The organism is Candidatus Woesearchaeota archaeon (genome assembly GCA_021734105.1).
In the GTDB taxonomy this organism is placed as follows: Archaea; Nanobdellota; Nanobdellia; order Woesearchaeales; family SKGA01; genus SKGA01.
The window spans coordinates 44,632-59,104 of the sequence record JAIPJP010000003.1 but is presented as its reverse complement, the minus strand read 5'-3'; the positions used below and the strand labels follow the sequence as shown (position 1 = coordinate 59,104).

Below are 14,473 nucleotides of genomic sequence, written 5' to 3'. Positions count from 1 at the left end.
AATCCCTTCCTTTTAGCATAAAATCTGTGCATCAGGCTTGTGTATCGATGTTCTGGTAATTCCATTTTTGATCTTTTTTGATTTGATTAAATGGAGGTTCCTGGAAGAAAGTTAATTTCTTTCAGGATCTCCAAACAACAACAAAAACAGGTGACCTCACATGGAGGATTGTGAATCACTAGCTAGCCCCTAATTTTCTTCGCTATTTTCAATTATTTTCAATTCGTTCATGTTACCCCTGTCGGCGATAAAGCAAGCCTCAGTAAGCCCTATTTTGGTGCTATTCTTAGGTCGCTTTCCCATTCGATAAGGAAACAAGGGGCACTCAGGGGCGGAGCATTTTCCAACTTCTTTACGTGAAAACCCCATGCAATGCAGACAAAAAGCACGTATAGACGTAACTGGTGTTGCATGGTGATCCCGAAATGTTTTTTTAGTCATTATTTTTCCACCTCGATTTTCAACAATTTCTCCATCAGTCATGTTTACCGACCTCTTTTTGGAGCATTTTCTTGATTTCGTTTAGACGTAGCTCTATGAGATTAGATTGTAAGGCTCTTGATCGAATGAAGTCACTGAGGGAGTTATAACCATTGATTTCGGCAAGTTTTTCGATCATTTGTTTTTGATCAGCAGTGACTCGAAGCTGGAGGAGGCAAGTCTTTCTCAGCATTTGTCAGCTCCTCCTGTGTTTGCGTCATTTTTTGCAATTCTTATGATTAATTCTTGATCAAATTCTTCAATTTCTACTTGAGAAACATCGTTTCGTTTCACCCAATTTTTGGGCAAAGTGATTCCAAAAGAGTAACCTCCCCATGTAAAAATTTGTCTTTTGATCATATCTTAATTATTGCTGTAGAAGTATATTAGGGTGAGGATACGTTAGGGAGTACTAAAATATCCGATTTGGATATCATAAATATCCAAAATAGAAAACTTTAAATAATATATAAGTATTAATTATAATATGTTAGATTATTCCAATATTTCCAATCTTCAAAAAAAATATGCAATTTATTTAGTTCTTATGAGGTCGAGTGTTGATTTAGATTATGAACAAACAAAAATCTATAATGCTCTTCCTAACCCTTTATCTGATTTTATCAATAAGCAAGGGATAGGTATATACAGTTTAGATTTAATTCCTAAAATTATATCTTGGTTTGAGTTCAACAAAAAATACAAAAACAGATTCAAGACACTGTATAGAAAAATTGTACTAATACATTCAGCGTATTTTGAATCCAAAGGATTTACTAGAGAACTTCTGAAGGATTCATTAACTTTTGGAAAATGCGATGTACAAGAAATTGATTTAAAATCTTATTTAAGAAGAGGTACTTTGGATTATATCCAAATAAATCCTGAAGATAAAAGCCATAGATATTCCTTGAAAACGAACTATTCATCTTTTAAAAAAATAGTAAGGGACTTTATTGAGCATAAATTAGAGAATTATCTTTATCAAACAAAATATTTTACTGAATCTTTCATAAAATATAAGGAAAAAATAGTTAGAGATGTAGCTAAAGCATCTTTGTTTTATGGGACTCATTCGGATGATTCAATTAATTTGAATAAAGAAACTTCGTTGGTTCTACTAAATATGTTAATAGTTTCACCTTCGATTGCAGACTATGTTTTTTCAAATCCAAAATTTAGAAAAGAATCTTCAGCAAGGCATCACTTTGCTATTGAGTTTTTTGATTTGTGGTATGATAATAAATATGTTCATCCAAAGGATTACAAGCCTATTAAAACCGAAGACTTATTTGTTCGATTAATTCAAAATCATTTTTTTATTGAAGTGAAAGGTTTTAACAAAAGATTAGTTGCTAATTTTCTTGTTTTTTATTTATCTGATGTTGTATCAGGAAGAATATTGGATTCTCTTCTCCCACTCCAATGTGATTATTCAACTACTGAAGGTCTTGTTGAAGCAGTATATCTAAGAATAAATAAGGAGTTTAAATATAAAAAAGAAACAATAATTAATGAAGATTCTCGGGTAAGACTGGCACAATCAACAAGACCTGATCCTTTAAAGAGAAAATTAGAAGAAGATCTTGAAGCATATAGAAAGCGTAGAACCTCCAAACAGACAAAATAAAGTTAAATTTATTCCAGGTGTTCAACTAAACAAAGAAAATTATATAAAGAACCTACCACATAACAAAAAATAAGCATCCAAACAGAATACTGGTTTGGTGTCTTGATGACGTTCCGGGAATGCATTAAATTTCCGGCATGTGTTTATAAAGAAAACCTTTCAGAATTGATCGAAAATCTTTCGGACAAGAAGGCGTGAAACTTATAAATTTCGAGGATATAAGCGTTTTATGTTCTTTGAAATTTTACTGGCAATCATCATCGGGGTGAATGCCGGGATAATCACAGGCCTTATTCCTGGAGTTCATGTAAATTTAATTACTGCTATTGTTGTTTCTAGTGTTGGTGTTCTTTGTGGTGTTTCTCCGTTTTTAATTGCATTATTTATTATTAGCCTTGCGCTCACACATTCCTTTTTAGATAGTATTCCTTCCATTTATTTAGGAGCTCCTGATGAGTCGATGGTCGTGGGTGTGCTTCCTGGTCATCAACTTTTAATGCAAGGTAAAGGTCATTTGGCAATTACTTACACCCTTCTTGGTTCTTTAGCTGCTTTACTTTTAACTATTCTATTTATTCCTATCGGCATAAAAATTTTGCCTCCTGTGCAAGCATTTATCTCGCCTTATATTGGTAAGTGTTTACTAGGAATTATTATTTTTCTTATCATTCTTTCAAAAAAAATTTTTAGAAATTCTTTTTTCTTTTTAACTGCAGGGCTTCTTGGTCTAATTTGCTTTTCTTTAGTTTCTCAAAAACAAATTTTATTACCGCTCCTTTCAGGACTTTTTGGTACAAGTACACTATTATACAGCTTAGCAACGGCAAGTATTATGCCTGTGCAAAAATTATCTAAATTAATTATTCCAATTAAACAAAAATCTTTAGAAGGTGTAACACTAAGAGCAACACTTGTTGGTATGCTTGCTTCTTTTCTACCAGGCTTTGGAAGTAGTCAGGCAGCGCTCGTTGCCAGCACAACGCTTAAAGAAAAAACACCTGCTGAATATCTCTTGCTTGTTGGTGGAATTAACACGGTAAACTTTTCGTTCTCTTTAGTAACGATGATGGTGTTAGGGAAAGCTAGAAATGGCGCAATAGTTGGCGTGAAAAGTTTATTAGGAAGTATTTCCTCAAATCAGTTACTTATTTTTGTTTGTGTGCTTTTACTTGTGGGTGGCATTGCAACCATTCTTGGTTTAAAGCTTTCAAGAAGGTTAGCAAGATTTCTTCCGAAAGTTAATTATCAAAAACTTGTGTGGGGAGTTATTATTTTTCTAGTGATTATTGTTATATTACTTTCAAAACTTCAGGGATTATTAATTCTTCTCACTGCAACAAGTTTGGGAATTCTTGCAAGTAAATATGGTGCGCAGAAAAATATGCTTTTAGGTTGTCTAATTCTTCCTGTGATATTATATTTGTGGTAGATTTTATTTTCCATAGCTCCCATATTTGAAACTAACATATAATCCGATGCCCAAAGCAAAACTAGAAATAGTTTTAATGGAGTCCGTAGTTTGTTGAGCTATGGTGTGGCTATCATCTAAACCATAGCTAGCAATAACTCCCGCAAGCCCTGCAAAACCCAATATTCCCCCAATTAATCGGACAGGTTTATTTTTTTCCCATTCAGTTTTTTCTCTTGCTTTTTCGTGTGATTTGTAATTATACTCGCGTGTGTTTCTTGGTTTTAAATATTGTTGACTCTTCAAAGATGTGGAATATCGTTCTCTAATGTTATTCCTTTTTTGTTTAAGTATGTTTATTTCGTTATCGTTTGCTTCTCTTTCTTGTCTATCTTTTTCTCTTAGTTTAGCTAAGTTTTCTTTTTTTCTTTGTCTATTGTAATAATTGTTTAATTTTTGTTTTTCTCTTTCTTTCTTTTTTTTCCTAGCTAGCTTCTTTTTTTGTATTGCTTCTTGTTCTTTTTGCTTCTGTTTCTCTCTGAGAATATATACTTGCTCTCGCTCTTGAAGTAGTTCTCTGACCTTATCAGCAATATTTTTATCAGTCATTTTATAATTTTCTTTGTTGTGAGAGGAATAATAAAATTAATTTCAGCACCTTTTGTTTTTTATTTATAAAAGTAGGCTTATCTATCTTTTCTTGTCACTTTTTCTAATTCTTTTTCCAGTTTGTTTTTTTCTTTTGACAATGCAGGAAAATTTTCTTTAGCTGATTGATAACTGCCTTTATATTGTTGTTGTAGTTGTTTGAGTGAGTTTATATCTTGGTTTAGGGCTTGTATTGTTTCTTGTTGCTCGGGTGTTAGTATTCGGGTGCTTGTATAAAAAGCTCCAAGATATATTCCTGTACCAATAAGTCCTATGGTGAAATAATTTTTTACAATTTTGTTGTATTCTTTCATGGCACTTCCCTTCTTATTTGTTACATATTTTGAAACTTTTTTATGTATTGCTGATTATTTGTTTAGTTATTTCACGATAGTTCCTGTTTCCATAATGGCGATATCTTGAGGAATATTATTGCTAAAATTTGCTTTAACATTAATTCCTGCGTATTTGCTGTGACTTATTGCTCCTCCGCCTAAGTCTTTACTTGCTTTGTTGTTGTTAAAACGAGAGTTTTTTATGATTACATTTTGTGAAGTGTATATTCGAGGTTGTTTTGTTCCTGCGAGGTATCGTTGCATGTATGCTTCTGCTCCTGTACCCTTATTTTCTCCTATTCCTCGAGCTTCGTTAAATTGAATGGACATCGCTCCGCCTATTTGTGCATTATTATCTTCAAATGTGCATCCTGTAAATAATGCTCCTGTGTTGCCAAACATGAGGATAGCTCCGCCTGCATAATTTGCCTTGTTGTTGTTAAACTTGCAGTTCTCAAAATTAAACTCATCGGAAAGTTTACGTCCTGAACTTGTTCTGTGCACATAATCTACAAAGAAAACACCCCCGTTGTTTGCTTTATTATTTGAAAATGTTGAGTTTGAAAATTTTGCAGTTCCTAGTTGCACATAAAGCACGCCTCCATTGGCTTTATTGCCGTTATGATTGAATTCCGATTTATTTACCTGTATTGTTCCTTCTTTTAGAATCATTGCTTGTTGTCGGCTTCCTTCTATTTTACAGTCGTCTAATGCGAGGTAACCTCGTTGGATATATATTGCTGTAAGCGCATCAGTAATCATTGTATGGATAAATTGTTGTTGTGCTTGGCCGCTTTTTTGTTTTATTCCATATCTTTCTTCTGCTACTTGCGCTCTAAAATGTTTAATATCGTGGATGTGCGCTTCATTAACTGTAATTCCTCGCCAAAGGTTTTCTTCAGGTTCAAGATGAATCTTTTCTTCGCTTGTTCCCTTTGCCTGGATATATCCTCTTATGTCGATTCCTGCGGTTCTCGCAAAATAAAGATGTGTTCCTGGCTCAATTATTAATGTGCCTTGATCGGAGACTGTGATTGTTTTGTTTACTCGGTAATGTCCTGCAGAAATTATTTCTGTTCCTGAAATAGAGTATCGTTCAGTTGGCAAGTCTACTTTGTTGATTTTTTCTTCGATTGTTTGTTGATTGTTTCGAGAACTTGTTTCTTGATTATTTGCTGTATTGGTTCTTACTCTGTTAGTATTTCTTTCTACTGGTTTGGTTTGAACCCCTTCGATTTTTTCTAATGGGAATTGAAGGAGTGTTTTTTCTTTAGCAAGAACATTTTTTTTAGTCATTGGTTTGTAACCTTCAAGTCGAGCTGTTACACTGTCTATTCTCCTATTGTTTGTTGAAGATTCCCAAGAAATATCAAAGATTCCGTACTTTGCATCTTTTTGATCAATAATCTTTCCGTCATCCCAAATAACGATTTTTGCATTATCTCTTGTTGATCCTGCGATTGATAAATTGTATATTTTTGATTCTGGTTGTGTTTTTATTTCTTGTTTTTTTGTTTTGGCTATTTTTGTTGATTTCGAGCTTGTTTTTGTTGTTGTAGTATTTGTAGTTTTTTGTTTTGTTGATTTTTCGTTTTTATTATTTGTTATTGTTTCCCTTGGCGTGTTTGTTTTTTTATTTTCTTTTGCTGGTTCTGTTGTTATTTGTTCGTTTTGTTGTTTTAAACTATTATTTGATTGCCTTATTGTTTGATCGTTTTGTGGTGTTGTTCTAGTGTTGTTTTCTGGAACTTCGTATTTTTTCTTTACTTTGCCAAAAACATTTCTTCTTTCCTCTTCTTTCTCAATTTGATTAGTGAGATTGGCAATTTCATTTCGATAACTATTGTTTCTTTCTTTGGCGATGTTTGCTCTGCCTTCTTCAAATGTAACATCTTTTTTGAGTTGTTCTATTTGTTGTTCTTTTCGATTTATTTTATACTCAAGTGTTCTTGGTGGTAGTTGATTAATATATCTTGTTCCTAAAATAATCATTCCAGCAAGTACTGTTGTTATTCCTAGATTCTTTATTCCAAGATTGATTAATTGTTTTTTTTCTATTTGTTTTTCCCTTTCTCTAACTAGGTTAATTCGTCTAGTTGCTTCGTTCTTGACAAGTTCTGCAAGGTCTGGTTTCATAGTGGTTCACCATTGATAGTATTTGGATAGTTTGTTGAATATTTATTGCATGGTTTTCTTTGTTGTGAGAGGAATAATAAAATTAATTTCAGCACCTTTGATAAATTTTTTTTCTGGCAAATTATATTCTTCTATGCTGCCATGTGTATTAATGTCTTGTATTCTTCCAATAAGATTAATTGTTAGTCGACCATCATTTTTTGTTCTCAATGCTATACCGAATTGTGGCGACCAGCCCGTATAATCAACACGCATTTCTTCTTTTGCAGAAGTATAATTTTTAATGGAACCATATGTAGTGTTCTCGCAGTCCGAAAAATCTGCTTTCAAAATTGCTGTATAGTCTTGTTTTCCTAAACCTAAAATAAATCCCATTCGTGCCTGTTTGTTAAGATAAAATGTGAGTCCTGCTTCATATGCAGGCGTTGCTTCTGAGTTCCATACAAGCTCTGTTAATCCATTAAATTTTACGTTATCTTCTTCAGGTAAGTCTAGCGTATAAGTTCCCCACGCACGCAAGCTTCTATCTTCGAATTGAAGTGGCAAGCCCACTCCTACGTGAAACCATCTGTAATTTAGTTGAAAATTAAGATTTGGAATGTCTACTACAATATCTTCATTTTCTTCGTTGCTGTATGGCTGGTCAGGAACATCAATAACCGTTTGTCCAATATTCTCGATACCTACGCCAACACCCCAATGCATATATTGTTCTATTTTAAGGTTAATATCTTCTGAAACTGCTTGAAAATCCCTACTATTTATTTTTTTGTTTGATGCGCATCCTGTGCTCAGAAGCAAACTTGCTCCTGCGATAATACTTACTAATGTAGTTGCTTTCATTTTTTATTGTACTTTTCGTAATTCTTTTTCTAAATTATTTTTTTGTCTACGAAGGTTAGTATTTTTATTCTGTTCTAAACTGTATGTTTTTTCTAATTTGTTTACTTCCGTTTCAAGTTGATTAATTCGTTTATCATATTTTGCAAATTCAAATTTATTTTCTTCGGTTGGCAATCTAGTACTAACTGCTTTTACACCCATATAGCTTGCAATTACTACTCCTCCCCAAAGAAGATACTTTCCAACAAATTTGTTAATTTTATTTCGTTCTTCTTTTTCCCAAGGTGATAATTTATTGTTATTAGGGTTATAGTTTGCTTGTATCATTTTAATCATTTTTTATTTTTTTGTTTGATGCGCATCGTGTTGTTAACATGTTTGCTAAAGTGATAACTACTCTTGTTTTGATTATATGTGTGAGTTTCATTTTTCTATAAAATTATTTGGTTTGTTATTGGAGAATGGTTGTCTAAAGGAGTCTAACGAAGGGCCAATTTTAACAAAATAGCCTCCCCCTCCAGAAACTGTTGCGATATTGTTATGGATGTTACTAGTTCTAAAATCATAAGCGCCCTTTTCTCCATAAACTCCTGCACCGTATTGCGCTTGACAATGACTTATTTCAGTATTAGTTATTTTTGTCCCAATATCTATCAAACAAATACCTCCTCCTTTTGTTGTAGCGACACCTTGAGTAACTTCACTAGTAGTAATGACTATATATGGTTTTTCTGCATATGCTTTTTTACCTTCTTTTATATCTCTTATTTTAGTACTTTCAACGTAAATATTTCCTCCTTTTTTTGCCGAACCTTTGGTGATTGTAGAATTTGTTATGATGTATGGCGAATCGTAGATGTAAAGGTTTCCTCCATAAAACCCTGCCTTTCCTCTAACTAATTTACTGGTAGTAAGTTCAACGTCAGATCGATATGCTGCAATACTTCCACCACTACCCGCTGTTTGCGCATTATTAACAGTAAGGTTATCAAAGTAAATTTCTGTGTTTCGTAATGTAAATGCTCCTCCATCGTCGGTATCGTAATCTATAATATCTGAAAGAACTAAGTAGCTAACTTTATTTTTTTCTGAATTAATAAGTTCGATTCCTTCTCCGCCAATAATACCTACAGGGTTTTCTTGTGTGCCTTTAACATGAAGTGATCCTCCAGTGGCGTTAATTCCAAATCCTGGCGACTTTTGAATAATGACTCCTTTCTCAATGATAAGTGTTTTTCCTGAAGGGATATTAATTGACTGAATTTGTTCATACACGCCTGATTCAAGAATTAACTTATTTCCTCTTTCTTTTAAGGGAGCGGCTGTTAATTTCCGTGTTCTTTTTTTATCGCCGCTTTCTATTGGCATGTTTATTTCTTGTTCTAGTCGGGGTTTTGTTTGAATTATTTTATTTTCTTTTTCTGAAGAAATTTTTTCTAAAATGAAGTTCTGAGTAGTCTGTTCATTTACTTGCAAGTCGATTATTTTCATTCGTTTATATCCTTCTAATGCTCCTATTATGCTATCTATAACTATAGATTTAGAATTGCCAGTCCATGAAAAGGTATAGGTAGTTCCATAGTCTTTTGGTTTTAATTCCTTTTTATTATGCCAAGCCGTAATATTTGCACCTTTTGTTTTTTTTCCATTAAGAACTAAGGGGTATTTGGCTTGAGGCGTTATTGGAATTTCTTTTCGAGATTCGGGAATTTTTTTTAGTTGTAAATTATAACTAACTTTTTCTCCTATTGAGACATTTGTTGCTTTTGCTCGTTTGTATCCATCAAGAAATGCGATGATGCTGTCTGCGAGAAATGTTTTATTTTTATCTTCCCAAGTAATATTAATTTTTCCACTATTATTTATTATTCCGGTTTTAGCTTTTCCATTTTTATAAATTTGAACAGTTGTGTGCGGTATTCCTTTTCCTGAAAAATTATGTGTGCGAATTTTATTTTTTTCAACAATTATTTGATTTTGAAGTTCTTTATTAGTTTCTTCAAAAGTAGCATTCTCTTCTTGAAGTTTTTGAGTGCTTAGCACATAAGAGGCGCTATCTTTTTCTAACTCAATGATTTTATTTTCGTATTTTTTTATTTTATGTTTAAATTCTCGAGGAGGAACAGTATTAACTAACTTATTGCCTATCATTAAACCACCAAAGAGGAGTGCTGTTGTTCCTAAGAACTTAGCGCTGCCAAAGAATTTTTGTCTGTTTTTCTCCCAAGCTTTTTGCCTGTCGCGCCGTCGCTCCCATTGCTCGTGTATTTTAAGTCGTCTATTGGCTTCTTGCCTTACTAATTCTCCTAGGTCTTGCGGCATTTTTCTTTACTATAATTGTTTAATTTTATTGATGAGTTGTCTTGTTTCTAAAATATATTTATCATCTAACTTTTCAATGTCCTGAAGAGAATACATTTTTTCTTCTTTATTTAAGCCAAGTATCATTGCTTTTGAAAAGATTTCCCACATTGGCTTAGCAATTTTCTTATTTTCTAAATCTTTATTTTTTTGTAGGTAAGCTCTCATCTTTTCAAACTCGCTAAAGACAATTTGCTCTTTGATATCTTCAACTTCTTTTAAATGTTCTTTACTTTGTTGTAGAGGACTAACATGCTCGTTTGCATACCAAGAATAAACATTCTTGTATGTTGATCGAACAGCTTCAGCATTTTCTATCGTTAGCGATCCTTCAAGCCCGCTTGATTTTTGAGTCACTCTTTCTTTTAAGTCCTTGAAATCTTGAACGCTTTTTAGAAATGCTTGATAATCTTTATGACTTAGTTTTTGTTCAAGAAGTGAGTCTTCTCCTTTTTCAAGGAACCCTCTTGTCTCTTCAGTTGTTCTGAATCTGAAATCAGTGTATGTTTTTCTTTCAGGCAAGAGTTCTCCTTCAAGAACGTATCCCATTGTTCTTTGCATGAAATGACGATGAACTTCATTAGGAATTTGGTTAATCATTCCAAGAAGGCATTCTACTTGTTTATTTTTATCGGCAATTTCTTTTTCTTGGAAAATCACATTAGGTGTTGTTTCGTAGTATGCTTCGAAAAGTGTTGTTCCTACCGCATACCAGTCTGTAAGTATGGATAGAGGGTCATGAAGTTTGTCTTCTAATTGCCAGTCTGCATAGTCTTTTGTTCTTCCACTTGATGAGTGGCTACCTTCAACACGAAGTTTTGGATCAAATCGTTTACTTCCTAATGGTTTAAAACTCTCTGGATCGACTATCATCCACTCGTCATCTGAGAAAAAAACCAAATTAGTTGGCTTAAAATCACACACTATTGATTTATTTTGATGGAGTAATTGCATTCCTCTTGTTGATTGTTGAATTGCATGAAATGTTGTATTTGCACGTTCTTGCTGATTGCTTGTATGTTGAAAGTAATCTTGTAGATTATGATGACCTCGTTCTGTTACAATTCCATAAAGACCATTTAAGAAAAGAGGCTCATCGCGAACAATTCTAAACAAAATTTCATTTGCTAGAGGATTAACTTCGGTTAGAGCCTTTCTAAGCTGAACAACTCTTGTTATTTGCTGTTTGTTTGTTTCCGGCTCAGTAGGAAAAGGAATTTTTATGAACACAGAATTTCCTTTTGTATCTCTTGCATTAAATGTTATTCTTGTTTTTTTTGTGTCTCTTTCTACGCCTGTTTGTCTGTCGTACTCTAGTTCATATAATTTTGAATTCTCAAGAGCATCTATTAGTGTTTTTTCTTTTTTAAGAAGTACTTTATCTATATATTTTTTTTTGTTTGTCGAGCTATTATTTTCTTTTGTCATATGTATTACCTACTTGATATATTACGAAAGAAGCATTATCTCCTAAGTATTGTTGGAGTGTATGTTTTTTTCCTTTTTTTTGAAGTTCAATAAGTCTTCCTACAGGATTATTAACTCGTTCGATAATCTTTTTACTAACGTCAACTATTCTATTATTAGTAAAAATGTCAAGAATATCATCTGTTATTAATGGGTTAGTAACTCCATCAGTACAAGAAAATATGATATCTCCAGGTTGAAGTTTATATATGTTAAATTCGAATTTGTTTTCGGATAGTTTGCTGTCTCTGCCTAAGTAACTTGTAACAAATCCTGTTGTGTTTTCTTTATTACTATTATGTTCTTGTGCTAGTTTTTGAATTGAACCATGCATAGACCAGTTTACATAATTTTTTTCATTTGGTCTGATGATAAATGTCGCACTATCGCCTATGTGTGCATAATATAATCGGTTCTTGTAGATATGCAGTGCCTCAAGTGTAGTTCCTGTATTTTTGAACTGTTCAGTTTTATGGGAAAGCTCCGCGATAAGTTCATTTGTTTTTTCTAAACTTACTTTGAACCAATAGGTAATTTCGCCTTCTGAAATAATTTTCTCTTTAATCATATAATTATTTGATTCGATATGTTTTCTCATCTCTTCAACAGCTAATTGGCTTGCATAATCTCCTCGGAGATGTTTTTCTCCACCAAGTCCGTCTGCAACTAAAATTATTCCTTGTTCTAGGTCATAATAAGTTCTATCTTGTTGTTCAGATCGTTTGTTTTGAAATTCTGTTTTTGTAATAAACTCTAAATAATTCATTTTTCAAAAAACCCTCCAAAATCTAAGAACTGTGCTCCTGAAACTAAATTCACTGTTTTTAATTGTCCTAAATCGTTATGGCTTGTTGCAAAGATATTATCTTGATGAAATGTTATAAGAACATTTTTTCTTGGTGCATATATTTTCCAAGGATCTTCTAACTGGCTTTCTCTGATAAATCGTTCCTTACTTTCTTTAGAGACTGCTTCCTCTTTGCTTCTAAATTCTTGGATAACTATGCCTTCTTCGTTTGATGTTGCTAATTGCAAATATTTTTTCTCAGATGCAATAGTTCCAAGATAATTTGTAGTTGGATAAGAAGTTATCAAACCTTTTTCCAAATCAATAATGTTGGCCCTGTTTTCAGACATCGTTAAAAGAATATTTCTATCACTAAGCAGTTCATACTCCCGTCCTTTGTTATTTGGAGCAATTTTTTTCCATTTATTCGTGTATTGATAAACATTCTCCTCTCCAATAAGCAATAATCCTTCTTTATATTTTTGAAATCCATATATTTGTTCAGGCAAACTCGTGGTTTCTCTTATTTTTCCTTTTTGATCTATTCGTTCAAGAAACTGGCCATCGGGTGTTGAGACTATTGCAACAGTTTGATTTTTTTGAATGATAAATTCTTCTATAATTGAGTCCATTGGCTTTTCACATTGCCAGATAATTTGTCCTTCTAAACCATTGTTTTTTTCAAATTCAACCAGTCCTAGTGTGCAAAAAAGATTGTTTTTTCCTTGAGTTGCGATAGTTGCATAAATATGTTCTTTGTAATGGTTAATTTTTGTAATTGGTGATTTTCTGAGGAATTCTTTTTCTTCTTCGTAAGAAAGATTCTTGTTTCTCACTTGATATGGCTTGGAATTGAAGGGTTCAATTGAACCTGCGAATTCGTAATAAGTAAATCCTGTTTTATTGTTTGATTTTTTCAGAGCAAATGTGGTGTATAAACCTTCCTCAAGAACTTTTTTCATGTTTTTATTTTGAAGATGTTTTATGGTTGCTTCATCAACTTCTTTTATGTTGAGCTTTTTTCGCTTACCAAACTTCTCTGCTAATTCTTCATCGGTTGCTCGCGGGGTTTGACATGCTATTATTATTTTATCATGCTTGCTTCGTTTTCTATTAACTTCTTTAGTCGTTTCTTCAATGATTGTTTGAAGTGTTTTTGGCATTATTGAATTTTTTCTTTGATTTGGTGTTGTATGCTTGGAATCTACAATTGTTGCATCTATAAGTCGTTTGTCTTCTTCGGAGAGCTTTCTGATTACTTCTTCATCTCGTTGGGGAAAACCATTTTCAAATGTAACTGGTAAGTTTTTGAAATAGTATTTATCTCCTACTAGTTCAGGGATGCCTGTAATTGTTTTTTCTCCATTAATTACTGTTTGAGTAAATCTAAAAATTCCTGCACCTGTTGTTTCAATGGTTGCACCTTGTTGCCATTCAAACCCTTTTGCTTTTAAGTACGCTTCTAATAATTCAAAGTCTTCTTTTGCATATTTACTTACTTGTTCTCTAACAGCTCCTTCAAATCGAGGATCTCTTGCAATGTATTCGTTAAATGTTTTAAAATTTCTTTCTGTTGTGTTTTTGTTTATGGTGTAGCCAGTCCAAATTTTGGAGTGTTCTAAAAAGGGTATTATTTGATCATGAAATCCTGCCATAACTATTTCAAATCCTGTAAATCCAGAAATTTCTTCTCTTATTTCATTATAGATTATTGATTCTGCTCGAAGAAGATCAAGTGGAACATTTGCAGTTATTTGTCTTGGGTCAATATCTAGAATTTGTGTTGCATAAGCTGCTAAGACTTCTGGCAGATTGGAAACAAAATTGATGATTCCTGTAAAATCTGCTTTGACTTTACCTTTGAGTTTTTCTACTAAACTAATATTTTCTGCGGATAACTTGCTTCTATCATACTCATTAGATGGATTTTTATCTAGTGTAAAAAAGACTAAATCAGTTTTATTGCCTTGAAGTAGTTCTTCTAAATATTCAAAACTTCTTGGTTTGATCTTAATTTCATTGTTATCTATCCTTGTATGTATCTTGCCATCTCTAATTGCTTTTTCTCGTTTCTGTACACTTCCTTCTTGAACTCTTCCGACGATATAAATATGGTCGATATCAAATATGAATTTATTGGCATTATTTGCAATAAGATTTATGGCGTTTTGAGTAACGCCACCATCACCAATAAAAAGAATATTATATTTTTTTGGATTGAGATGATCCCAACCGCGTAGTGCTGCTTCAACTTGTTGTCGTTGTTGTCTGGCCATTAGTTGGTTTGCATCAAATACAGCTGTCATACGTTCTTCCCCGTGTACTACTTTACAGTAGAGGGTGGCAGCAATATTTATATATCTTTGCTGAATTATATA

14 protein-coding genes are annotated in these 14,473 nt (G+C 32.8%); 2 read left to right on the top strand and 12 right to left on the bottom strand.

Annotation, left to right across the window (positions count from 1 at the left end; translation table 11 throughout):
* Positions 1–189 precede the first annotated feature (189 nt).
* The 3 genes from K9M74_00930 to K9M74_00920 are packed head-to-tail and all read right to left on the bottom strand — an operon-like array spanning position 190 to position 840.
* Complete coding sequence (locus K9M74_00930; protein ID MCF7798445.1) at positions 190–483, bottom strand: hypothetical protein; 294 nt, start codon at positions 481–483, stop codon at positions 190–192.
* On the bottom strand, positions 476–673 hold the full coding sequence (locus K9M74_00925) for a DUF1778 domain-containing protein (protein ID MCF7798444.1): 198 nt from the start codon (positions 671–673) through the stop codon (positions 476–478). Before K9M74_00925 ends, K9M74_00930 begins: the two co-directional genes overlap by 8 nt.
* A complete protein-coding gene (locus K9M74_00920) occupies positions 667–840 on the bottom strand; it encodes an AbrB/MazE/SpoVT family DNA-binding domain-containing protein (GenBank protein MCF7798443.1) in 174 nt (57 codons plus the stop codon). The genes K9M74_00925 and K9M74_00920 overlap by 7 nt, the downstream gene beginning before the upstream one ends.
* A gap of 127 nt (positions 841–967) precedes the next feature.
* On the opposite strand from K9M74_00920, the gene K9M74_00915 reads away from it, so the two are divergent.
* A complete protein-coding gene (locus tag K9M74_00915) occupies positions 968–2,110 on the top strand; it encodes a hypothetical protein (protein MCF7798442.1) in 1,143 nt (380 codons plus the stop codon).
* Positions 2,111–2,339: 229 nt separating this feature from the next.
* Complete coding sequence (locus K9M74_00910) at positions 2,340–3,539, top strand: tripartite tricarboxylate transporter permease (protein ID MCF7798441.1); 1,200 nt, start codon at positions 2,340–2,342, stop codon at positions 3,537–3,539.
* Between the two features lie 3 nt (positions 3,540–3,542).
* Here the strand turns inward: K9M74_00910 and K9M74_00905 are convergent, their stop codons facing one another.
* The 9 genes from K9M74_00905 to K9M74_00865 all read right to left on the bottom strand — a co-directional run bounded on the left by K9M74_00905 (position 3,543) and on the right by K9M74_00865 (position 14,401).
* The gene (locus K9M74_00905; protein ID MCF7798440.1) at positions 3,543–4,127 is read right to left on the bottom strand and encodes a hypothetical protein; all 585 of its coding nucleotides are present in this window, start codon (positions 4,125–4,127) and stop codon (positions 3,543–3,545) included.
* A gap of 77 nt (positions 4,128–4,204) precedes the next feature.
* Positions 4,205–4,480, bottom strand: a complete 276-nt coding sequence (locus K9M74_00900) for a hypothetical protein (GenBank protein MCF7798439.1) — start codon at positions 4,478–4,480, stop codon at positions 4,205–4,207.
* Positions 4,481–4,546: 66 nt separating this feature from the next.
* The gene (locus tag K9M74_00895) at positions 4,547–6,637 is read right to left on the bottom strand and encodes a hypothetical protein (protein ID MCF7798438.1); all 2,091 of its coding nucleotides are present in this window, start codon (positions 6,635–6,637) and stop codon (positions 4,547–4,549) included.
* A 42-nt stretch (positions 6,638–6,679) separates the two neighbouring features.
* Complete coding sequence (locus K9M74_00890) at positions 6,680–7,480, bottom strand: hypothetical protein (protein ID MCF7798437.1); 801 nt, start codon at positions 7,478–7,480, stop codon at positions 6,680–6,682.
* A gap of 3 nt (positions 7,481–7,483) precedes the next feature.
* Entirely contained in the window at positions 7,484–7,816 is a 333-nt protein-coding gene (locus tag K9M74_00885; GenBank protein ID MCF7798436.1) for a hypothetical protein, read from the bottom strand.
* An 87-nt stretch (positions 7,817–7,903) separates the two neighbouring features.
* Positions 7,904–9,802 (bottom strand): hypothetical protein, encoded by a 1,899-nt coding sequence (locus K9M74_00880; GenBank protein ID MCF7798435.1) that lies wholly within the window; start codon positions 9,800–9,802, stop codon positions 7,904–7,906.
* A 9-nt stretch (positions 9,803–9,811) separates the two neighbouring features.
* Positions 9,812–11,269 carry a hypothetical protein gene (locus tag K9M74_00875; GenBank protein MCF7798434.1) on the bottom strand — a complete coding sequence of 486 codons (1,458 nt, stop codon included), beginning with the start codon at positions 11,267–11,269 and terminating at the stop codon, positions 9,812–9,814.
* Entirely contained in the window at positions 11,253–12,074 is an 822-nt protein-coding gene (locus K9M74_00870) for a protein phosphatase 2C domain-containing protein (protein ID MCF7798433.1), read from the bottom strand. Before K9M74_00870 ends, K9M74_00875 begins: the two co-directional genes overlap by 17 nt.
* Positions 12,071–14,401, bottom strand: a complete 2,331-nt coding sequence (locus tag K9M74_00865) for a hypothetical protein (protein ID MCF7798432.1) — start codon at positions 14,399–14,401, stop codon at positions 12,071–12,073. Before K9M74_00865 ends, K9M74_00870 begins: the two co-directional genes overlap by 4 nt.
* Positions 14,402–14,473 lie beyond the last annotated feature (72 nt).

What these genes read in the sequence shown, in the direction of transcription:
- K9M74_00885 (MCF7798436.1), bottom strand. Translation starts at nt 7,816, where the DNA reads ATGATTAAAATGATACAAGCAAACTATAACCCTAATAACAATAAATTA.
- K9M74_00905 (MCF7798440.1), bottom strand. Translation starts at nt 4,127, where the DNA reads ATGACTGATAAAAATATTGCTGATAAGGTCAGAGAACTACTTCAAGAG.
- K9M74_00920 (MCF7798443.1), bottom strand. Translation starts at nt 840, where the DNA reads ATGATCAAAAGACAAATTTTTACATGGGGAGGTTACTCTTTTGGAATC.
- K9M74_00930 (MCF7798445.1), bottom strand. Translation starts at nt 483, where the DNA reads ATGACTGATGGAGAAATTGTTGAAAATCGAGGTGGAAAAATAATGACT.
- K9M74_00890 (MCF7798437.1), bottom strand. Translation starts at nt 7,480, where the DNA reads ATGAAAGCAACTACATTAGTAAGTATTATCGCAGGAGCAAGTTTGCTT.
- K9M74_00900 (MCF7798439.1), bottom strand. Translation starts at nt 4,480, where the DNA reads ATGAAAGAATACAACAAAATTGTAAAAAATTATTTCACCATAGGACTT.
- K9M74_00875 (MCF7798434.1), bottom strand. Translation starts at nt 11,269, where the DNA reads ATGACAAAAGAAAATAATAGCTCGACAAACAAAAAAAAATATATAGAT.
- K9M74_00880 (MCF7798435.1), bottom strand. Translation starts at nt 9,802, where the DNA reads ATGCCGCAAGACCTAGGAGAATTAGTAAGGCAAGAAGCCAATAGACGA.
- K9M74_00865 (MCF7798432.1), bottom strand. Translation starts at nt 14,401, where the DNA reads ATGACAGCTGTATTTGATGCAAACCAACTAATGGCCAGACAACAACGA.
- K9M74_00870 (MCF7798433.1), bottom strand. Translation starts at nt 12,074, where the DNA reads ATGAATTATTTAGAGTTTATTACAAAAACAGAATTTCAAAACAAACGA.
- K9M74_00910 (MCF7798441.1), top strand. Translation starts at nt 2,340, where the DNA reads ATGTTCTTTGAAATTTTACTGGCAATCATCATCGGGGTGAATGCCGGG.
- K9M74_00915 (MCF7798442.1), top strand. Translation starts at nt 968, where the DNA reads ATGTTAGATTATTCCAATATTTCCAATCTTCAAAAAAAATATGCAATT.
- K9M74_00895 (MCF7798438.1), bottom strand. Translation starts at nt 6,637, where the DNA reads ATGAAACCAGACCTTGCAGAACTTGTCAAGAACGAAGCAACTAGACGA.
- K9M74_00925 (MCF7798444.1), bottom strand. Translation starts at nt 673, where the DNA reads ATGCTGAGAAAGACTTGCCTCCTCCAGCTTCGAGTCACTGCTGATCAA.